This window comes from Pseudomonas hamedanensis, from assembly GCF_014268595.2.
Classification (GTDB): Bacteria; Pseudomonadota; Gammaproteobacteria; order Pseudomonadales; family Pseudomonadaceae; genus Aquipseudomonas; species Aquipseudomonas hamedanensis.
The window spans coordinates 4399678-4420414 of sequence record NZ_CP077091.1; the positions used below are offsets into that span (position 1 = coordinate 4399678).

20 protein-coding genes are annotated in these 20737 nt (G+C 60.4%); 13 read left to right on the forward strand and 7 right to left on the reverse strand.

Annotated features, from left to right (window positions below):
- Nucleotides 1-10 precede the first annotated feature (10 nt).
- Both gcvT and gcvH read left to right on the forward strand, forming a co-directional pair.
- The gene (gene gcvT, locus HU739_RS19115; protein WP_186549578.1) at nt 11-1093 is read left to right on the forward strand and encodes a glycine cleavage system aminomethyltransferase GcvT; all 1083 of its coding nucleotides are present in this window, start codon (nt 11-13) and stop codon (nt 1091-1093) included.
- A gap of 49 nt (nt 1094-1142) precedes the next feature.
- The gene (gene gcvH, locus HU739_RS19120; protein WP_186549576.1) at nt 1143-1526 is read left to right on the forward strand and encodes a glycine cleavage system protein GcvH; all 384 of its coding nucleotides are present in this window, start codon (nt 1143-1145) and stop codon (nt 1524-1526) included.
- 192 nt (nt 1527-1718) lie between these two features.
- Here gcvH and HU739_RS19125 read toward each other — a convergent pair whose 3' ends face one another.
- The 3 genes from HU739_RS19125 to HU739_RS19135 all read right to left on the reverse strand — a co-directional run bounded on the left by HU739_RS19125 (nt 1719) and on the right by HU739_RS19135 (nt 4321).
- Complete coding sequence (locus HU739_RS19125; RefSeq protein WP_189684481.1) at nt 1719-2036, reverse strand: DUF2388 domain-containing protein; 318 nt, start codon at nt 2034-2036, stop codon at nt 1719-1721.
- 69 nt (nt 2037-2105) lie between these two features.
- Complete coding sequence (locus HU739_RS19130; protein WP_186549574.1) at nt 2106-3890, reverse strand: GspE/PulE family protein; 1785 nt, start codon at nt 3888-3890, stop codon at nt 2106-2108.
- 92 nt (nt 3891-3982) lie between these two features.
- Nucleotides 3983-4321 (reverse strand): hypothetical protein, encoded by a 339-nt coding sequence (locus tag HU739_RS19135; protein ID WP_186549572.1) that lies wholly within the window; start codon nt 4319-4321, stop codon nt 3983-3985.
- A gap of 126 nt (nt 4322-4447) precedes the next feature.
- Between HU739_RS19135 and HU739_RS19140 the strand changes: the two genes are divergently transcribed.
- Complete coding sequence (locus HU739_RS19140; protein ID WP_186549570.1) at nt 4448-4912, forward strand: Lrp/AsnC family transcriptional regulator; 465 nt, start codon at nt 4448-4450, stop codon at nt 4910-4912.
- A gap of 120 nt (nt 4913-5032) precedes the next feature.
- Here the strand turns inward: HU739_RS19140 and HU739_RS19145 are convergent, their stop codons facing one another.
- A complete protein-coding gene (locus HU739_RS19145) occupies nt 5033-6403 on the reverse strand; it encodes a CYTH domain-containing protein (protein ID WP_186549568.1) in 1371 nt (456 codons plus the stop codon).
- A 156-nt stretch (nt 6404-6559) separates the two neighbouring features.
- Here HU739_RS19145 and argE point away from each other — a divergent pair, with 156 nt between their 5' ends.
- Together argE and argA are read left to right on the forward strand one after the other, a co-directional pair.
- Entirely contained in the window at nt 6560-7717 is a 1158-nt protein-coding gene (gene argE / locus HU739_RS19150) for an acetylornithine deacetylase (RefSeq protein ID WP_186549566.1), read from the forward strand.
- Between the two features lie 275 nt (nt 7718-7992).
- Nucleotides 7993-9294, forward strand: a complete 1302-nt coding sequence (gene argA / locus HU739_RS19155; RefSeq protein ID WP_186549564.1) for an amino-acid N-acetyltransferase — start codon at nt 7993-7995, stop codon at nt 9292-9294.
- Between the two features lie 140 nt (nt 9295-9434).
- Here the strand turns inward: argA and tauA are convergent, their stop codons facing one another.
- Nucleotides 9435-10424 carry a taurine ABC transporter substrate-binding protein gene (tauA, locus tag HU739_RS19160; RefSeq protein ID WP_407681963.1) on the reverse strand — a complete coding sequence of 330 codons (990 nt, stop codon included), beginning with the start codon at nt 10422-10424 and terminating at the stop codon, nt 9435-9437.
- 365 nt (nt 10425-10789) lie between these two features.
- On the opposite strand from tauA, the gene HU739_RS19165 reads away from it, so the two are divergent.
- The 8 genes from HU739_RS19165 (at nt 10790) to HU739_RS19200 (ending at nt 18050) form a co-directional block, all read left to right on the forward strand.
- On the forward strand, nt 10790-12133 hold the full coding sequence (locus HU739_RS19165) for an OprD family porin (RefSeq protein ID WP_186549560.1): 1344 nt from the start codon (nt 10790-10792) through the stop codon (nt 12131-12133).
- Between the two features lie 292 nt (nt 12134-12425).
- Complete coding sequence (locus HU739_RS19170) at nt 12426-13064, forward strand: peroxiredoxin (protein ID WP_186549557.1); 639 nt, start codon at nt 12426-12428, stop codon at nt 13062-13064.
- Between the two features lie 320 nt (nt 13065-13384).
- Nucleotides 13385-13978: an NADPH-dependent FMN reductase gene (gene ssuE / locus HU739_RS19175; protein ID WP_042607062.1), complete on the forward strand. Its 594-nt coding sequence runs from the start codon at nt 13385-13387 to the stop codon at nt 13976-13978.
- Nucleotides 13979-14067: 89 nt separating this feature from the next.
- Nucleotides 14068-15033 carry a sulfonate ABC transporter substrate-binding protein gene (locus HU739_RS19180; protein WP_186549555.1) on the forward strand — a complete coding sequence of 322 codons (966 nt, stop codon included), beginning with the start codon at nt 14068-14070 and terminating at the stop codon, nt 15031-15033.
- Nucleotides 15034-15058: 25 nt separating this feature from the next.
- A complete protein-coding gene (gene ssuD / locus HU739_RS19185) occupies nt 15059-16207 on the forward strand; it encodes an FMNH2-dependent alkanesulfonate monooxygenase (RefSeq protein WP_186549553.1) in 1149 nt (382 codons plus the stop codon).
- A gap of 9 nt (nt 16208-16216) precedes the next feature.
- Nucleotides 16217-16999 carry an aliphatic sulfonate ABC transporter permease SsuC gene (gene ssuC / locus HU739_RS19190; RefSeq protein ID WP_186549551.1) on the forward strand — a complete coding sequence of 261 codons (783 nt, stop codon included), beginning with the start codon at nt 16217-16219 and terminating at the stop codon, nt 16997-16999.
- Nucleotides 16996-17802: an aliphatic sulfonates ABC transporter ATP-binding protein gene (gene ssuB, locus HU739_RS19195; protein WP_186549549.1), complete on the forward strand. Its 807-nt coding sequence runs from the start codon at nt 16996-16998 to the stop codon at nt 17800-17802. Before ssuC ends, ssuB begins: the two co-directional genes overlap by 4 nt.
- Nucleotides 17803-17834: 32 nt before the next feature.
- Nucleotides 17835-18050, forward strand: coding sequence for a TOBE domain-containing protein (locus tag HU739_RS19200; protein WP_003229256.1), 216 nt, complete (start codon nt 17835-17837; stop codon nt 18048-18050).
- 146 nt (nt 18051-18196) lie between these two features.
- Here the strand turns inward: HU739_RS19200 and HU739_RS19205 are convergent, their stop codons facing one another.
- Entirely contained in the window at nt 18197-18823 is a 627-nt protein-coding gene (locus HU739_RS19205; protein WP_186551267.1) for a TetR/AcrR family transcriptional regulator, read from the reverse strand.
- A 284-nt stretch (nt 18824-19107) separates the two neighbouring features.
- Nucleotides 19108-20484 (reverse strand): glutamine synthetase family protein, encoded by a 1377-nt coding sequence (locus HU739_RS19210; RefSeq protein ID WP_186551266.1) that lies wholly within the window; start codon nt 20482-20484, stop codon nt 19108-19110.
- Nucleotides 20485-20737 lie beyond the last annotated feature (253 nt).

The following is a 20737-nucleotide window of genomic DNA, read 5'->3' on the forward strand; positions in this document are numbered from 1 at the left end:
GGAGAAACCCATGGGACAGCGTACGCCTCTGTATGACCTGCACCTCGCGCTTGGCGCGAAGATGGTCGATTTTGGCGGTTGGGACATGCCACTGCATTACGGCTCGCAGGTCGAGGAACACCACGAGGTGCGCCGTGATTGCGGGGTGTTCGATGTATCCCACATGACTGTGATCGATGTTTGCGGCCACCAGGCCAAGGCCTGGCTCCAGCATTTGCTGGCCAATGATGTCGAGCGCCTGCACAGTCCCGGCCGAGCGTTGTACAGCACCATGCTCAACGAGCGCGGCGGCATCGTCGACGACATGATCGTCTACCGTCTCGATGAGGCGTACCGGCTGGTGTTCAACGCCTCGACCCGCGATCAGGATCTGGCGTGGATGAACGCGCAGCTCGGCGAGTACGACGTGCAACTGCATGAGCGCACCGAACTGGCCATGCTCGCCATCCAGGGCCCGCAAGCCCGGCACAAGATCGCCGAACTGGTGAGCCAGTCGCGTGCCGCGCTGATCCAGCAACTCAAACCTTTTGAAGGCCACACCGACGGTGACTGGTTTATCGCCCGTACCGGTTATACCGGTGAGGACGGCCTGGAAATCGCGTTACCGGCCGACCAGGCGCCAAGCTTCTTCAACGATCTGGTCGGTGCCGGTATTTCCCCGATCGGCCTCGGTGCCCGCGACACCCTGCGGGTTGAAGCCGGAATGAACCTCTACGGTCAGGACATTCATCAGGACGTTTCGCCTCTGGCCTCGAACATGGCCTGGAGCATCGCCTGGGAACCGGCCTCCCGCCAGTTCATTGGCCGCGCTGCCCTGGAGGCGGAAAAAGCCGCTGGCGTGGCGCACAAACTGGTCGGTCTGGTGCTGGAAGAACGCGGCGTTTTGCGCGCTCATCAAGTTGTTCGCATCGCGGATGTTGGCGAAGGGGAGATCACCAGTGGTAGTTTCTCTCCTACGCTAAGCAAATCGATTGCCCTGGCGCGTGTTCCGATGGCAACTGCCGACCGCGCCGAAGTGGAAATTCGTGGCAAGTGGTACCCGGTGCGAGTGGTCAAACCGACCTTCGTGCGCCATGGCAAAACCTTGATCTAACCTTTCCCGGCGGGCCTGACCGCTGACCTGATTGCTGAGGACACCAAAGATGAGCGATATCCCTGCCGAACTGCGTTTCGCCGAAAGTCATGAATGGGCACGCCTGGAAACCGACGGCACCGTCACCGTGGGCATCAGCGATCACGCGCAAGAAGCGCTGGGCGATGTGGTGTTCGTCGAACTGACCGAAGTGGGCAAGGTGTTTGCTGCCGGCGACCCATCCGGCGTGGTCGAGTCGGTGAAAGCCGCGTCCGACATCTATGCCCCGGTCAGCGGTGAAGTCATCGCGATCAACGAAGAGCTGGGCGGCTCGCCGGAGCTGTTGAACTCCGATCCGTACGGCGCTTGGATCTTCAAGCTCAAGCCAAGCGACAAGGCCGAACTGGACAAACTGCTGGATGCCGGCGCCTACAAGGCTGCCATCGGCGAGTAAGCCTTTAGCGACATCAAAGCCCCGTTTTCATAGTGGGAGCGAGCCTGCTCGCGAAAGCGGTGGTGCAGGCAATGGGTTACTGCCAGAAAGCCTTCGCGAGCAGGCTCGCTCCCACAGGGCTCTCGGGTAACCCGGCTTATTGCAGGCAAAAAAATGCCGCTCAATCGAGCGGCATTTTTGTGTGCGACCGAATTATTCGGTCGCCACGGCGTTTTTCGCCAGAATCGCGTTCGCCAATTCCATGTCCGATGCCTGCAGGCCCGGGTTGTCGGCGCGGACTTTCTGCATCGCCGCTTCCAGATACGGGCCGCGAATGCCGCCGTCACTGGCTACGAAGCTGCCGGCATCATCCTGAGCGGCGACGATCAGCTTGTGATCCTTGAAGGTCAGGTAGGTCGAACCGGTGGTGGCACCGGAGGAAATGACGTTACGCCAAAAGCTGTCAGCCATGGCCGAACCAACGGGAAGCGAGAGCAGGGCCAGGGTGGCGACAGCAACTTTGAGACGCATGATGAGATGACTCCTGGGGGATTAACTACGGCGTTGGATTGCCAACCCCCGATCCAGTTCCGTGCCGACTTATTTCAACTCACTTTGCGGCGTCACCCGCAGCACTTCTTCTACCGTGGTCAGTCCCGCCGCGACTTTCTGCGCGCCGGACAGGCGCAGACTGCGCATGCCTTCCTTGAAGGCCTGGCGGCGGATTGCCGTGAGGTCGGTGTCCGGGGTGATAAAGGCCTTGAGGCTGTCGCTCAATTGCATGATTTCGTAGACCCCGGCGCGTCCACGATAACCGGTGTCGCGGCATTCCAGGCAACCGATCGCCCGCTGCGCATTGCTCGGCAGCGGCGCCTGCCAGGGCCGGGTCAGCGTTTGCCAGTCTTCATCCTCAAGCGTCAGCGGCGCCTTGCAGTGCGGGCACAAGGTACGCACCAGCCGCTGGGCCATGACCCCGAGCACGGTGGCCTTGATCAAGTAATGCGGCACGCCGAGTTCGAGGAGGCGGCTGATGGCGCTGGGTGCATCGTTGGTGTGCAGGGTCGACAGCACCAGGTGCCCGGTCAACGCGGCCTGAATCGCCATTTCAGCGGTTTCCAGGTCGCGGATCTCGCCGATCATGATGATGTCCGGATCCTGTCGCATCAGCGCACGCACCCCGGCGGCAAAGCTCAGGTCGATGTTGTGTTGCACCTGCATCTGGTTGAAGGCCGGCTCGACCATCTCGATCGGGTCTTCGATGGTGCAGAGGTTGACCTCCGGCGTCGCCAGTTTTTTCAGCGTGGTGTACAGGGTGGTGGTCTTGCCCGAACCGGTTGGCCCGGTGACCAGAATGATGCCGTTGGGCTGGCGGGTCATGTCCTGCCAGCGGCGCAGGTCGTCGGCGCTGAAGCCCAGTTGGTCAAAATTCTTCAGCAGCACTTCGGGGTCGAAAATCCGCATGACCATTTTTTCGCCGAATGCCGTTGGCAACGTTGATAGACGCAGCTCGACTTCGCCGCCATCCGGGGTCTTGGTCTTGACCCGGCCGTCCTGGGGTTTGCGCTTTTCCGCGACATTCATGCGGCCGAGGCTCTTCAGGCGGCTGACGATCGCCATGGTCACCTGCGGCGGAAATTGGTAAACGTTGTGCAACACGCCGTCGATGCGAAAGCGCACGGTGCCATGCTCGCGGCGCGGTTCGATGTGGATATCGCTGGCGCGCTGCTGGAAGGCGTACTGGAACAGCCAGTCAACGATGTTGACGATGTGCGCGTCGTTGGCGTCCGGCTCCTGATCACTGGCGCCGAGGTTGAGCAACTGTTCGAAGTTGCCGAGGTTGCTGCCCTGAGCATCGGCATTGCTGGCGCCGCTGACCGATTTGGCCAGACGAAAGAATTCGACACTGAAACGCTGGATATCCACCGGGTTGGCCACGACCCGTTTGATCGGCAGCTTCAGCACGTGGGTCAGATCGGCCTCCCAACCGTTGACATAAGGCTGGGCGCTGGCCACGGTCACCGAATCGCGATCTACGGCGACGGCGAGAATCCGGTGGCGCTGGGCGAAGGCATACGACATCAGCGGCGTGATCGCCGCGACGTTGATTTTCAGCGGGTCGATGCGCAAGTACGGCTGGCCGGCCTGTTGTGCCAGCCACAGGGTCAGGCTCTCCAGGTCAAGGTGTTTGCCCGGGCGGCTGAGGTCGTCGAGCTGCTGACTGGCGATGAATTCCAGTGGATGCATCTGGCCGTGCGCAGCGTGGCGACGGCGGGCATTGAGCGCCTGTTCCGCCGAGTCCTGGCAAATGAAGCCTTGGGCGACCAGTTCACGTAATACCTCGTTGAGGTCCAGCCAGCGGTCCTGAGTGACAAATTGAACGGACATGCGGCTTTCCTTTTTGAGCGTCATGCACAAAAGGATAGTCGTGGCCCTGCTGACCGTTGGGCCACTACCCGACGAAGCCGTTGCCGGATTTGTCAGCCGGCGGCCTGCGCTGGCGCATCCCACGTCGCGTCGGCGTTGTGCAGATTCACCGAGCAGACGCTGATCAGGTTACGAAGTTTTTCCGCGATCACTTGCGCGCGATGCCAGCTCAGGCCGCTCATGATCAAGTCGATCGACAGCAGATCGTCGCGCCGCTGCACGCTCACCTGCTCCGGCGTCAGGCATTGCAGCGCGAACAGACTCAGCACCCGCACCAGCAGATCCGGCTCGGCCTCGGCGAGAATCCGGTACTGCGCCAGGCAGTGCGCGTTATTGATATTCCAGACATCGGCGCGAGTCGGTGTGCTGTTCACGGCTTCAAGGTGCGGCATGGCGAGTCTCCAAAATTACTGGAGGAATTTTTACATTCGGTGCGGGGTATTTCTTGGCTATGATCCACGCTATTGGCGACATATCGAACGCGATAATTCGCAGTACACGACTTTTGAGGTTTTTTTATGCACAGCGATCTGGATGCCTACGACCGCAAGATCCTCGCCTTGCTGCAGGAAGACGCTTCGCTGTCGAGCGCGCAGATCGCCGAGCAGGTGGGCCTGTCGCAATCGCCGTGCTGGCGGCGGATTCAGCGTATGAAAGAGGAGGGCATCATTCGCGGTCAGGTGACCTTGCTTGATCGAAAGAAGATCGGCCTGAACACGCAGATCTTCGCCGAGATCAAACTCAACGCCCACGGCCGATCCAACTTCACCGAATTCACCGAGGCGATCCGCGGTTTTCCGGAAGTGCTGGAGTGTTATGTGTTGATGGGCGCGGTGGACTTTCTGTTGCGCATTGTCGCGGCGGACATCGAGGCGTACGAGCGGTTCTTCTTCGAAAAGCTGTCGCTGGTGCCGGGGATACAGGAAGTGAACTCGATTGTGGCGCTGTCGGAGATCAAGTCCACCACCAGCCTGCCCGTGTAGCGCGGATGGCTTGTGTGGCGAGGGGATTCATCCCCGCTGGGCTGCGCAGCAGTCCCCGCTTTTTTAAGAGCGGGGCCGCTTCGCGACCCAGCGGGGATGAATCCCCTCGCCACAGGGGGATCACATGCGCAGGAGCATTTTCCACGCGCGGTTCTGGTACACCGCAATCGCCTGCTGCTTGCGCGCATCGAGCAGTTCGTCGGTGATGGTCGGCTCGTTGGCCAGTTGCGCCAGTTTGTTCAGTTCGCCGTACAGGCGATCCATTTCCGCGATGTCCAGCACATTGCGCGCATGGTGCAGCCAGACTTGAATACGCTCGATACGCGGCAGTTGCTCAGCCAGATCTTCCGGCTGCTGCTGATAACGCTGCAATTGCAGGGCGGTGGCTTCTTCGCCCAGCAGGCGCGGCAACCAGCTGTGCAACTGCGCGCCACCCTGGCGGTTGCCGCGCACGTTACGGTCGACGGTCCAGGTGCGGGCCAGCAACCAGCGCGAAGCGTTCAGTGAGAACTGTCCCCAGCGCGGGTCTTCGAGTTCTTCGAGGAACTGCTCCGGGGCGGCTTTGCGCACGTCTTCGTCTTCGATGCCGACCTGCACCAGCGGGCGCCAGTCTTCCAGCAAGGCATCAAGGGCCACGCGCAGATCGTGGGTCGACTGACGCGGCGCCGCCTGGCCGAGGCTGCTGAGCAGGGCGCGCATTTCGGCAAGGTTCTCGACCCAGTCCAGCAGCAGGCGCCAATGGCCGTTGAAGCGATACTGTTCGGCCAGACGCTGGCTGCTGCCGAGCAAGTGCCAGCTCAGCGCGGCGAAGGCATCGTCCAGTTGGGTTTCCGGCGTCAGCTCTGGCGCCGGCAGGCTCAGCGAGTAGCTGTTGGCGTCGTGCAGACGATAACCGCGCTCGGCCTTGCTGATGTCACACGGCATCAACGCCAGGGTTTCGGCCAGTTCAGCGGCCAGTTCCAGCAGCGCGGCCGGCTCGCCTTCGCGCAGTTCCAGTTCCAGCTCGCAGATTTCTTCTTTCTGCTTGCCGACCACGACGTGACCCAGATCCAGCGCGGCCTCGATGACCACTTTGGTCTTGCCACGGCCCCAGGCAATTTCGGCGCGCTCGCGGACGAAATCGGTGGTGAAGATCGGCTTGAGGGTTTTCTTGTCCAGCTCGGCCAGCGACTCGGGCCAGCATTCGCCGTCGAGTTTCTTCACGTCGAGTTTGGCTTTGGCAAGTTTCCAGTCGAACTCGTTACGCTCGGACAAACCGGCGACGCTGTGGCCACGGGTCTTGAGGGTCTGAATCACTTCGTCACCGTCTTTGCGCAGGCGCAGGGCAACTTTGGCCTGGGCCAGGTCGCGCTCGGGAGTGTCGAAGTACTGGTTCATCAACTCACGGCGTTCCCAGCCACTTTTGTTGCGTTTTTTCAGGAGCGGGTGCTCGCGCAGGGCGGCGAGGGTTTCGCGGCTGACGCGGAGTTTGATTTCGGTTTCTTTTTGCATGGCCGGAAAATCCAGGATCGGGAGCGCAGCCGGGGGAATGTGTGGCTGCCAAGGCCGTGCAGTGTACAGGACTCAAACTTCCTACGCCCTGCGGCGGTTTATTCCGAGCGCCGGATGGTTCTATGATGGACCTCAAATCGGGAGTTGGAGTCAGCGATGCCTTTGCCGTCCATGCAAGACCAGTTCGCGGCGCTGATTGCCACGCCATCGGTCAGCTGTACCCAACCGAGCCTCGACCAGTCCAATCGGGCGGTGATCGATCTGCTCGCCGGGTGGCTGGGCGAGCTGGGTTTCAACTGCGATATCCGCCAGGTCAGCCCCGGCAAATTCAATCTGCTCGCCAGTTTCGGTAGCGGCCCCGGCGGGCTGGTGCTGGCCGGACACAGCGACACGGTGCCGTATGACGATGCTTTATGGCAGACCGACCCGCTGAAGCTCACTGAAGTCGACGGTCGCTGGGTCGGTCTGGGCAGTTGCGACATGAAGGGCTTCTTTGCGCTGGTCATCGAAGCCGTGCAACCGCTGCTCGATCAACCGTTCAAGCAACCGCTGCTGATTCTCGCCACTTGCGACGAAGAAAGCTCGATGTCCGGCGCCCGCGCACTGGCCGAAGCCGGGCAACCGCTGGGCCGCGCCGCGGTGATCGGCGAGCCCACCGGGCTCAAACCGATCCGCATGCACAAAGGCATCATGATGGAGCGCATCGACATCCTTGGGCAGAGCGGCCATTCCTCGGACCCGCGTCTGGGCCGCAGTGCGCTCGAAGCCATGCACGATGCGATCGGCGAACTGCGCGGTTTGCGCCTGTTGTGGCAGCGTGAGTTCAACAACGCGCAATTCAGCGTGCCGCAACCGACGATGAACTTCGGCTGCATTCACGGCGGCGATAACCCCAACCGCATCTGTGGCCAGTGCTCGCTGGAGTTCGACTTGCGCCCGCTGCCGGGCATGGACCCGAGCGTGCTGCGCGCGGAAATCCTGCGCAAGCTCAATCCGGTGGCCGAACGGCATAAAGTGAAGATCGACTACAAGCCGTTGTTTCCGGAAGTGCCGCCGTTCGAGCAGGCGCAAGACGCCGAACTGGTGCGCATTGCCGAAAAGCTCACCGGTCATCGTGCCGAAGCAGTGGCGTTCGGCACCGAAGCGCCTTATCTTCAGCGCCTTGGTTGCGAAACCATCGTGCTCGGCCCGGGCGATATCGCTTGTGCGCATCAGCCTGGCGAATACCTTGAAATGTCACGTTTGCAGCCTACCGTGCATCTGATTCGGCAGTTGATTGAACATTACTGCCTGAGCCCGGACAAACTTGTGTGAATGAATGCTGTACCTGTAGGAGTGAGCCTGCTCGCGATAGCGGTGAGTCAGTCACCGAAGATATTGACTGAAATTCCGCTATCGCGAGCAGGCTCACTCCTACAGGGGAGTTGTGTTTTGTCTGATCGAACCCGGTAAATTGCCTGCACCCCAACCCGTATTCATGAGGAGAGCGCGCGTGTCGCCAAGCCTGTTCCGACGATAACCATCAGCCCGCTGTGCGTTTTTCGTTTCGCCCCTTTTTTCGGCTGCTACTTATTTACAGGCCCAGGTTCATGCCCGAATACGTCAATTGGCTTCGCCACGCGTCTCCTTATATCAATGCTCACCGCGATTGCACCTTCGTCGTCATGCTGCCCGGCGACGGCGTCGAGCATCCGAATTTCGGCAACATCGTCCACGACCTGGTCTTGCTGCACAGCCTTGGCGTGCGCCTGGTGCTGGTGCACGGTTCGCGCCCGCAGATTGAAACGCGCCTCGCCTCACGCGGCCTGACCCCGCATTACCATCACGGCATGCGCATCACCGATGCCGCCACCCTGGAATGCGTGATCGATGCGGTCGGCCAGTTGCGCATCGCCATCGAAGCCCGCCTGTCGATGGACATGGCTTCGTCGCCGATGCAAGGCTCGCGGCTGCGCGTCGCCAGCGGCAATCTGGTGACCGCACGGCCGATCGGCGTGCTCGAAGGTGTCGACTATCACCACACCGGGGAAGTGCGTCGGGTCGACCGGAAAGGCATCAACCGTCTGCTCGACGAGCGCTCAATCGTATTGCTGTCGCCGCTGGGCTATTCGCCGACCGGTGAGATCTTCAACCTGGCCTGCGAAGACGTCGCCACGCGTGCAGCCATTGATCTGGGCGCCGATAAACTGCTGCTGTTCGGTGCCGAACTCGGCCTGATCGACGAAAACGGCAAACTGGTGCGCGAGCTGCGTCCGCAACAGGTGCCGGCGCATTTGCAGCGTCTGGGCATGAGCAATTATCAGGCGGAGTTGCTCGATGCCGCCGCTGAAGCCTGCCGTGGTGGCGTTGCGCGCAGTCATATAGTCAGTTACGCCGAAGACGGCGCGCTGCTGACCGAGCTGTTCACCCGTGACGGTGGCGGTACGTTGGTCGCGCAGGAGCAATTCGAACTGGTGCGCGAGGCGGCGATTGAGGACGTCGGTGGTTTGCTCGACCTGATCAGCCCGCTGGAAGAGCAGGGGATTTTGGTGCGCCGCTCGCGTGAAGTGCTGGAGCGCGAGATCGAACAGTTCAGTGTGGTTGAGCGCGAAGGCATGATCATCGCCTGTGCGGCGCTGTATCAGATTGCCGATTCCGACGCCGGCGAACTGGCGTGTCTGGCGGTGAACCCGGAATACCGCCACGGTGGTCGCGGCGATGAATTGCTCGAACGTATCGAGACGCGGGCGCGGGCGCAGGGCTTGAAGACGTTGTTCGTGCTTACCACACGCACGGCGCACTGGTTCCGCGAGCGCGGCTTCGAGCCGAGCAGCGTCGAACGCCTGCCAGCGGCGCGGGCTTCGCTGTACAACTACCAGCGCAACTCGAAAATCTTCGAAAAGACCCTCTGAAGCTCAACGAGGTCTCCTGTGGCGAGGGGATTTATCCCCGCTGGACTGCGCAGCAGTCCCCTTGCGTTTCCAAGTGAAAACATAGGGGGCCGCTACGCGACCCAGCGGGGATAAATCCCCTCGCCACAGTGTTTTGCATTTCAGTCGGTGATGAATTTGGCGCTGACGTACGGCGAGTAATCCGGCAGCACCGTCTCGACCTTGCCCTGTTCCTTCAGGAATTTCGCCGTTTCAGCAATCGCCTTCGCCGTACCACCGTCCAGCAGCGCCGTGGTTTGCTGCGCCTTGGCGTCGGGGAAAGTAGAGCCGGCGAGCAATTCCGGCACATCGGCGGCATTGGCACCGGTCAGTTTGGCGATTTTCTGTACCGGCACCGAGTCGGCAGTCCAGCTGTCTTTATGCGCCGCGTAATCAGCGAACGAATCCAGCGTGACCTTGGCGAATTTTGCCACCACGTCGGGATGCTGCTCGGCAAAATCCTTGCGCGCCACCCACACCTCGAAAGTCGGCGCACCCCACTGACCGACCTGAGCGGCGTCGGTCAGGGTCTTGCCGGTCTTGCGGATCTCACCCAGCGCTGGTGACCAGACGAACGCCCCGTCAATGTCGCCACGCTTCCATGCCGCAGCGATCTCAGCGGGTTGCAGGTTTACCACTTTGACTTGCGACGTATTCAGGCCCCAGTGCTTCAGTGCGCCGAGCAGACTGTAGTGCGAGGTCGAAACGAACGGCGTGGCGATGGTCTTGCCGATCAGGTCCTGCGGCTTGTCGATGCCGCTGCCGTTGCGCACCACCAAAGCCTCAGCGGCATTGATCTGCGCCGAGACGATGAACGCCACGATCGGCAGATTGCGCGAGGCCGCCGCAGCCAAGGGGCTGGAGCCGAGATTGCCAATCTGCACATCGCCGGAAGCAATGGCTGTCACAACTTCCGGGCCGCTGTTGAAGCGGCGCCAGTCGATGTTCTCGCCAATGGTTTTCTCGTAAACGCCGTCAGCCTGGGGCACCTTGCTCGGATCAATACCGGTCTGATAACCCACCGTCAGACCGGCGGCCTGTGTTGAAAAAGAAATCAGCGCCGATACACAAACTGTAACAAATTGACTTGATAGTGCGCGTTTCGCCATGATGCGTCGCCTTTTCGATGGGATTTGACGTGTTGGGAGAACGCCAAAGCTAATCGATCTAAAAAAAGGGCAACAAATACCATTTAGGAATGAGCTTAGGCGCCGATACGCTGTCTCCCGGTGCAGATGGCCATTAATGGGCCATATATCCGAATGGTATGAAAAGGAATGAAATAATTCTTTTTCGGTTTATCAGGACGTCATTACTCTGCAGGGACCAAATCACTTGCGATTAGACGATGGTCGTAGACACACAAGGTTACGATTGACTTGTCAGTCACGGTCTGGCGCTAATCGCGCATCTTAGGATTCAGGGCAAATCGACCCCGAACCAGGAACACAAGAATTAGAAACGAGAGGAGCGATACATGAACAAGTCCACCTTGGCCCTGGCCGTGGCCGTTGGGGTTATGGCGCAGCAGGCAGGCGCCGCCGGTTTCATTGAAGACAGCAAGGCTACCTTGGGTCTGCGTAACTTCTACATCAACACCGACAACCGCGATGGCGCTGGCGCCAACAAGAACGAAGAGTGGGGCCAAGGCTTCGATCTGCGCTTCATCTCTGGCTACACCCAAGGCACCGTCGGTTTCGGTATCGACGCTATTGGCCTGCTGGGCGTGCGTCTTGATTCGGGCGGCGGTACCAACGGCAACGCTGGTACTGCTTACGGCGGCACCGTGTTCCCGAGCGAGTCCAACGGCAAGGCCGTGGACAACTTCTCCAGCCTGGGTCTGACTGCCAAAGCCAAGATCTCTCAGACTGAACTGAAGCTGGGTACCCTGCAGCCGAAAAACCCGGTGATCATCACCAACGACGGTCGCCTGCTGCCACAAACCTGGCAGGGCGGCCAGATCACTTCCGGCGAGATCAAGGATCTGACCCTGGTCGGCGGCCAGATCGAAGCCGTGAAAGGTCGTAACTCCAGCAACAACGAAAACCTGTCTATCAGCGGCGCCAACACCCGCGGTGCCGGTTTCCGTGACAGCAACAAGTTCATCTACGCCGGTGGTGACTACAAAATCACCAAAGACCTGACTGCCCAGTACTACTACGGCAACCTGGAAGAATTCTACAAGCAGCACTTCCTGGGTCTGGTTCACAACTGGTCCATCGGCCCGGGCGTATTGAAATCTGACTTCCGTTACTTCAACAGCTCCGATGACGGCAAAAACGGCACCGACCCGGCCTACTACAGCACCGGTAACTACACCGGCGTTCGTAACGGTCGCGGTGAAGTCGACAACAACCTGTACAGCGGCCTGTTCCTGTACACCGTTGCCGGCCACACTTTCGGTGGTGGCTATCAGGTTTCCAATGGCAGCAGCGACTTCCCTTGGCTGAACCAGGGTGACGGTTCGTCGAACTACACCATCACCGACATGCAGATCCAGAAGTTCAACCGTGCCGGCGAGAAAACCTGGCAGGCTCGCTACTCGTATGACTTCGCCAAAGTCGGCGTACCTGGCCTGACCGCTGGTGTGGTTTACCTCAAAGGCGACAGCATCGACACCGTTGGCTCCAACGGCCGCGAAAGCGCTTCGAACCGCTCCGAGTGGGAACGCGACTTCACCATCGGTTACGTCGTACCGGAAGGCCCGTTCAAGAACGTCGGCCTGATGTGGAAAAACGCTGTATGGCGCACCGACCTGCCGAACACCCGTTCGCAGGACGAAAACCGCCTGATCGTCAGCTACTCGATCCCGCTGCTGTAATAGCGCGTTCAGGTACCTGATGTAAAAAAGCCCCGTCCGGCATCGCGCCGGACGGGGCTTTTGCGTTTCGAGTCAGGCTCACCCCCGTAAGCCCTTCTCGATGTCCCTCTTTGCTGCAACTCAAGGCCTTCTCGAACCTTGCGACCGATGTTCGTCGCGATGCTGGCCGGTGTCCAATGAACAGATGTTTAATATTCACTAATGATCTAGATATCTATTTATTTATTCTTTTTCACGCTGATTGATCCCGAGCTACAGTTGTTGTCTCCCATCCCTCATCAGGAGCAGCACCATGAGCCTCAGACTCGGCGACATCGCCCCCGATTTCGAACAAGACTCCAGCGCCGGCAAGATTCGTTTCCACGAATGGCTGGGCGATAGCTGGGGCGTGCTGTTTTCCCATCCGGCGGATTTCACCCCTGTGTGCACCACCGAGCTGGGCTTCACTGCCAAGCTCAAGGATGAGTTCAACAAGCGTGGCGTAAAGGCCATTGCGCTGTCGGTGGACCCGGTGGACTCGCACCACAAGTGGATCGAAGACATCAACGAAACCCAGAACACCATCGTCAACTTTCCGATCCTGGCCGATGCCGATCGCAAGGTTTCCGATCTGTACGACCTGATCCACCCGAACGCCAATGACACCCTGACCGTGCGTTCGCTGTTTGTCATCGACCCGAACAAGAAGATCCGCCTGACCATCACCTACCCGGCGAGCACCGGGCGCAATTTCCACGAGATCCTGCGGGTGATCGATTCGCTGCAACTCACCGACAACTACAAAGTGGCCACGCCAGCCAATTGGCAGGACGGTGAAGAGGTGGTGATCGTGCCGTCGCTCAAGGACGAGGAAGAAATCAGGCAGCGCTTCCCGAAAGGCTATCGTGCGGTGAAGCCGTACCTGCGCCTGACGCCGCAACCGAACAAATAAATCAGAACGTTCTGCGCAGTAGCTGCCGCCGCCGCCTTCGCGAGCAAGCCCGCTCCCACATTTGGAATGCGTTTCCCTGTGGGAGCGGGCTTGCTCGCGAAGGCATCAGTCCAGGCAACACAGAATATTGGACGCAGGGGAATTCCGGCCGTTTCGACGGCCTTTTTTTTCGCCTGAATTCGGCTCAACGGCATATCTCTTAAATGCATAACCAAATGAATAAATATGATTTATGGATATATAAATCAACTGGTAAGGTCACTCCCAATGAAGCGAGATCGCAGCCCGCGAATCGCCGGTAACGCTTAAAGGAATCTGCAATGCTGGTCGTCTCACTCGGTGGCAGCCCCAGCCTGCGCTCCCGTTCCGGGGTGCTGCTGGAGCGTTCGCAACGCTGGTTGCAACAGCAAGGGGTGGAAGTGGTGAGTTATCAGGTGCGGGACTTCCCGGCCGAGGACTTGCTCCACGCCCGCTTCGACAGCCCGAAGGTCCTCGACCTGCTGCAACAGATCGAAAACGCCGACGGCCTGCTCATCGCTACCCCGGTGTACAAGGCCTCGTTTTCCGGGGCGCTGAAAACCCTGCTGGATCTGCTGCCCGAGCGCGCCTTGAACCACAAGATAGTCTTGCCGATGGCCACCGGTGGCAGCATCGCCCACATGCTGGTCGTCGATTACGCCCTCAAGCCTGTGCTGTCGGCGCTGAAAGCCCAGGAAATGCTTCAGGGCATTTTTGCCGAGGACAGCCAGATCGCTTACGGCGAAGGCAGTGCCGCCGCGCAACTGGCGCCGGCACTGGAGCAACGGTTGCACGAGGCGCTGGACCAGTTCATCGGCGCCATGGCGCGCCGGCCGAAACCGCTGGAGCCGGGCCTGCTGAATGAACGTTTGTTGAGTGCTCGCTGGAGCATTTAAGCCACACCGAAATTTGAAGTACTGGCCTTACTCGCCCGCCAACGGGCAAGCAGGTGCAGCCAAAACCCAACAGCAAAAAGGAGAGCGCAATGCGCACTGTATTTTTGCGTCGTGGTCTGGTCGCTCTGTTTGCTGCGGCTGTGTCCTTCGGCGCCATCACTCAAGCCCAGGCCGAGACGCTTCGGATCGGTTATCAAAAGTACGGCACCCTGGTGCTGCTCAAAGCCAAAGGCACCCTGGAAAAACGTCTCGCCGCGCAAGGCGTCGACGTGCAGTGGACTGAATTCCCCGGCGGCCCGCAACTGCTGGAAGGCCTCAACGTCGGCTCGATCGACTTCGGCGTGACCGGCGAGACGCCGCCCGTATTCGCCCAAGCGGCCGGCGCCGATCTGCTCTACGTCGCCTATGAACCGCCGGCGCCGAACAGCGAAGCGATCCTCGTGCCGAAAGACTCGCCGATCAAATCGGTGGCCGGTCTGAAGGGCAAGAAAGTCGCCCTGAACAAAGGCTCCAACGTGCATTACCTGCTGGTGCGCGCACTGGAAGACGCCGGCCTCAAATACACCGATATCCAGACTGTATTCCTGCCGCCAGCCGACGCCCGCGCTGCGTTCGAGCGCGGCAGTGTCGACGCGTGGGTTATCTGGGATCCGTACCAGGCTGCCGCCGAAAAGCAATTGCAGGCGCACACCCTGCGCGACGGCAAAGGCATCGTCGACAACCACCAGTTCTATCTCGCGACCAAACCTTACGCGCAGAAAAATCCCGAGGTGATCAAGACCCTCGTCGAAGAAGTGCGCGCCGTGGGCGAGTGGTCGAAAGCCAATCCTGAAGACGTGACCCAACAGGTCGCGCCACTGCTCGGCCTGCCGGCGGACATCACCCTGACCTCGGTGAAACGCCAGGGTTACGGTGCGCTGTTCCTGACTCCGGAAGTGGTCGCCGCGCAACAGAAAATCGCCGACACGTTCTTCCAGCTCAAGCTGATTCCCAAGCCGTTGAGCATCAAGGACGTGATCTGGACCCCACCGGCCGCTGTGGCTACCGCGCAGTAATTCGAATCCCCAAGGAGACCACTCCATGAGCCTCAATATCTTCTGGTTCCTGCCTACCCACGGCGATGGCCATTATCTCGGTACCGCCGAAGGCGCCCGCGCGGTGGATCACGGCTATTTGCAACAGGTCGCGCAAGCGGCGGATCGTCTCGGCTTCGGCGGTGTGCTGATTCCCACCGGGCGTTCTTGCGAAGATTCGTGGCTGGTCGCGGCCTCGCTGATCCCGGTGACCCAGCGTTTGAAATTCCTCGTCGCCCTGCGTCCCGGGATCATTTCCCCGACGGTCGCGGCGCGGCAGGCAGCGACGCTGGATCGTCTGTCCGGCGGGCGCGCGCTGTTCAATCTGGTCACCGGTGGCGACCCGGAAGAACTGGCCGGTGATGGTCTGTTCCTCAACCATGAAGAACGCTATCAGGCCTCGGTGGAATTCACCCGCATCTGGCGCCGCGTGCTGGAAGGCGAGACCGTCGATTACGATGGCGAACACATCAGCGTCAAAGGCGCCAAGCTGCTCTATCCGCCGATTCAGCAACCGCGTCCGCCACTGTACTTCGGTGGTTCATCGGAAGCGGCGCAGGATCTGGCGGCCGAGCAAGTGGAAATGGTCCTGACCTGGGGGGAGCCGCCGGCTGCAGTGGCCGAGAAGATCGCACAAGTGCGGGCCAAAGCCGCCAAGCTTGGGCGCACCGTGCGTTTCGGCATTCGTCTGCATGTGATCGTGCGTGAAACCAACGCTGAAGCCTGGCAAGCGGCGGATCGGCTGATCTCGCACCTGGACGACGACACCATCAAGCGTGCCCAGGCTTCGCTGGCGCGTTTCGATTCGGTCGGCCAGCAACGCATGGCCGCGCTGCACGGCGGTAGTCGCGATAATCTCGAAGTCAGCCCCAACCTCTGGGCCGGTGTCGGTCTGGTGCGCGGTGGTGCAGGCACGGCACTGGTCGGCGATGGCCCGACCGTGGCGGCGCGGGTCAAGGAATACGCCGATCTGGGCATCGACACCTTCATCTTCTCCGGTTATCCACACCTTGAAGAATCGTATCGCGTGGCAGAACTGCTGTTTCCGCACCTCGACGTCGAGCGCCCGGAACTGCCGAAAAGCGCCGGTTATGTCAGCCCGTTCGGCGAGATGGTCGCCAACGACATCCTGCCCAAAGCCGCATCGCAGAGCTGAGGCGCGGCCATGAAGAAATTTATCCACAGCCTCGCGCCTTGGGCGTTGCCGGTGTTGCTGCTGGCGGTGTGGCAGTTGTCGGTGTCGGCGGGCTGGCTGTCGACACGGATTCTGCCGGCGCCGGTAGCGGTGATCGAGGCCGGCGTCAGTCTGGTGCGCAGCGGCGAGATCTGGACGCATCTGGCGATCAGCGGGTGGCGCGCGGCACTGGGTTTCACCATCGGCGGCAGCATTGGCCTGGTGCTGGGTTTTATCACGGGTCTGTCGAAGTGGGGTGAACGCCTGCTCGACAGCTCGGTGCAGATGATCCGCAACGTGCCGCATCTGGCGCTGATTCCATTGGTGATCCTGTGGTTCGGCATCGACGAGTCAGCGAAGATTTTTCTGGTGGCGCTGGGTACGTTGTTCCCGATTTATCTCAATACGTATCACGGCATCCGCAACGTCGATCCGGCGCTGGTGGAGATGGCGCGCAGTTATGGCTTGAGCGGTTTCAGCCTGTTCTGGCAGGTGATTCTGCCGGGGGCGCTGCCATCGATTCTGGTCGGCGTGCGCTTCGCCCTGGGCTTCATGTGGCTGACGCTGATCGTCGCCGAAACCATCTCGGCCAGCTCGGGCATCGGCTATCTGGCGATGAACGCCCGCGAGTTCTTGCAAACCGACGTGGTGGTACTGGCGATCCTGCTTTACGCCGTGCTCGGCAAACTCGCCGACCTTGCGGCTCGTGGACTTGAACGCGTGTGGTTGCGCTGGCATCCGGCCTATCAGGTTGTCAAGGGAGGTGCAGCATGACCGCTCAACAACCTCCACGCCTGCTGCGCGGGATTCCGCTGGCAGTGCGCAACCTGCAGAAAACCTTTGGCTCACGCCAAGTGCTACGGGATATCGACCTGCACATTCCGGCAGGGCAATTCGTCGCCGTGGTCGGGCGCAGCGGCTGTGGCAAAAGCACATTTTTGCGTTTGCTCGCCGGCCTCGACCAACCGACGGGCGGCGACCTGCTCGCCGGCTCCGCGCCGCTCAGCCAGGCGCGGGACGATACGCGATTGATGTTTCAGGAGGCGCGCCTGCTGCCGTGGAAAAAGATCATCGACAACGTCGGTCTCGGCCTCAAGGGCAACTGGCGCCAGCAAGCGCTGGATGCACTGGAAGCGGTGGGTCTGGCGGATCGCGCCGATGAGTGGCCGGCAGCCTTGTCCGGTGGCCAAAAGCAGCGGGTCGCGCTGGCTCGCGCGCTGATCCATCAACCGCGTTTGCTGCTGCTCGACGAACCGCTTGGCGCGCTGGATGCGCTGACCCGCATCGAAATGCAGCAACTGATCGAACGGCTTTGGCAGCAACACGGTTTTACCGTGCTGCTGGTGACTCACGACGTCAGCGAAGCGGTGGCGATTGCCGACCGGGTGATCCTGATCGAGGACGGCGAGGTCGGCCTCGATCTGCAGGTCGAACTGCCACGCCCTCGGGTCCGTGGCTCGCATCGCCTCGCCGCGCTGGAAACCGAAGTGCTCAACCGTGTTCTGTCCCTGCCCGGCGAACCGCCGGCGCCGGAACCCGTTTCACCCCTGCCTACGCAATTGCGTTGGGCGCAATGACTCACTTATCCACAACGACAGGAATCAACGCCATGACTATCAAAGCCATCAACGTGCGCAACCAGTTCAAAGGCTCGATCAAGGAAATCGTCCTCGGCGACGTGCTGTCGGAAATCGACGTGCAGACCGCTTCGGGCATCGTCACATCGGTGATTACCACACGTTCAGTGAAAGAACTGGAACTGGTGGTGGGCAGCGAAGTGATCGCCTTTGTGAAATCCACCGAGGTATCGATCGCCAAGTTGTAAGCCGGTGAGCAAAAAACAACCCCGGGGGGTGTGAGCCCTGATCGTTCCCACGCTCTGCGTGGGAATGCCTCTAGGGACGCTCCGCGTCCAGTGACGCGGAGCGTCACGGGCTGCATTCCCACGCAGAGCGTGGGAACGATCATGTCTCAGCGCTTGGGTAGATAGGGCGGAAGATAGAGGCTGATATAGGCATCAAACACCCGCATCCCTTCCTCGGCCATGCGCGGAGTGATCTGCCCGTGCTGCTGCACCGAGCGTGCATAAACCCGGTCGCCCAGTTCCATCGCCAGGGCAAACACATCGACATCGCCCGGCAGCCTCGGCAGCTCGAAATGATGGTCGAACAGCTTGTGCATCAGGTCGCCCAGTTCCAGGTCGTGCTGACGGTCAGCCTGGGTCACTTCGGTCAGTCCGTGCTGCGCAAGAATCAGTTGCCGCGCGGCCGCATCTTCGCCGTAGATTTCCAGCATCCGCTGCTCCACCAGCCGTGATAGATCGCGCCAGTCACGTAACGCGTCATGGTCGATCGGTGCTTGCAGGCACGCGCGAAACGCCGCGTGGACATCTGCTGTCAGCGCTTCGAGCAGTGCCGGGACGCTGGCGAAGAAGTGGTACACGGAAGAGGGCGGAATCTGCGCACGCTCGGCGACGCTGTAGATCGACAGGCTCGCCACGCCCTCGGCGGCCAGCAGCGTGCGCGCGGCGTCGAGTATCGAATCGATCCGCGCCTGACTGCGGGCACGGGGTTTGCGGACGGGGGCGGGACGCGTCATGGAAATCTCCTGCGGGGCAGCGGGCATTGTACGAGGCGGTTTCGGTGTTGTCTGCCGGTACCCTGTGGCGAGGGGATTTATCCCCGTCCGGCTGCGCAGCAGTCGTAAACCCTGAGAGCCGGGTATTCCTGACACACCGAGTGGTATGGATTTGGGGCTGCTTCGCAACCCAACGGGGCGGTGCGACGGTTCGCTAAATCCCCTCGCCACAGGTTTTGTGTTCGGCCATAAAAAAACGCCGCTGGCTGAATAGCCAACGGCGTTTTCCTGAAGCTGCAAACCACTTAAACAGTATGTAGATACCAGTTGTACTCAAGGTCGGAGATGGAGTGTTCGAACTCTTCCAGCTCACTTTCCTTGCAGGCGACGAAGATATCGATGTACTTCGGATCGATGTACTTGGCCATCACCTCGCTGTCGTCCAGCTCGCGCAGGGCATCACGCAAGTTGTTCGGCAGGCTCTGTTCGTTCTGCTCGTAGCTGTTGCCTTCGACAGGCGCGCCCGGTTCGATCTGGTTGACCAGACCGTGGTGCACGCCGGCCAATACCGAAGCCATCAGCAGGTACGGGTTGGCGTCGGCGCCGGCAACGCGGTGTTCGATACGCACGGCATCGGAGGAGCCGGTCGGCACGCGAATCGCCACGGTGCGGTTGTCCAGGCCCCAGCACGGCGAGTTCGGTACGTAGAACTGCGCGCCGAAGCGACGGTAGGAGTTGACGTTCGGGCAGAGGAAAGCCATCTGCGCGGGCAGGGTCTCGAGCACACCGCCGATCGCGTGACGCAGCGCGGCGTTCTGCTCGGGATCCTCGCTGGCAAAAATGTTTTTGCCGGCTTTGTCCAGAATCGAAATGTGCACGTGCAGACCATTGCCCGCCTGGCCCGGATACGGCTTGGCCATGAAGGTGGTGTCCATTTCATGGTCGTAGGCGATGTTCTTGATCAGACGCTTGAGCAGGACCGCGTAGTCGCAGGCCTTGATCGGGTCGGCAACGTGGTGCAGGTTGACTTCGAACTGCGCCGGGGCACTTTCCTTGACGATCGCATCGGCCGGGATGCCTTGCTCTTTCGCGCCTTCGAGAATGTCCTGAAGGCAGTCGACGTATTCGTCGAGGTCGTCGATCAGGTAAACCTGCGTCGAGTGCGGACGTTTGCCCGAGATCGGCGAGCGTGGCGGCTGTGGACGGCCGTTCACGTTTTCCTGGTCGATCAGGTAAAACTCGAGTTCGAAGGCGGCGCAGATGGTCAGCCCCAGTTCATCGAACTTGGCCACTACCTGGCGCAGTACTTCACGCGGATCGGCGAAGAACGGGTCGCCTTCGAGTTCGTGCATGGTCATCAACAGCTGCGCGGTAGGGCGCTTCTGCCATGGCTCGTTGCACAGGGTATCGGGAATTGGATAGCAGATACGATCGGCGTCGCCGATGTCCAGGCCCAGACCGGTGCTTTCCACCGTGGAGCCGTTGATATCCAGAGCAAATAGAGAGGCCGGCAGGTTGATGCCTTTCTCGTAAACCTTGTGGAGGCTGGTGCGTTCGATGCGCTTGCCGCGCACCACACCATTCATATCCGCAATCAGAAGGTCAACGTACAGAACCTCAGGATGTTCCTTAAGGAACGCGTTCGCTTCGTTAAGCTGAACGGCACGCGGGGGTACCGACATGATGCAACACCTTTGTTGTTAAAAATATCAATCATTGATCTTTTCTGGTTTCAGTCAACCCGAACGGCCTGCCGAAGTCAAGCGAGGCCTTTTTTGCCCTAAAAAAGCGCTGCGGGGGCATTTATGGGGCATTTTTGGGCTGTTTTTGCCCTTGCAGATGCTTGCCAACCGCAGGCTTGAGCAGGCCGTGTTGTATTTTTTACGGGGGTGTTGTGTAAAAAAATGAACAAGGCTAAGCTCCGGTCAAACCCAT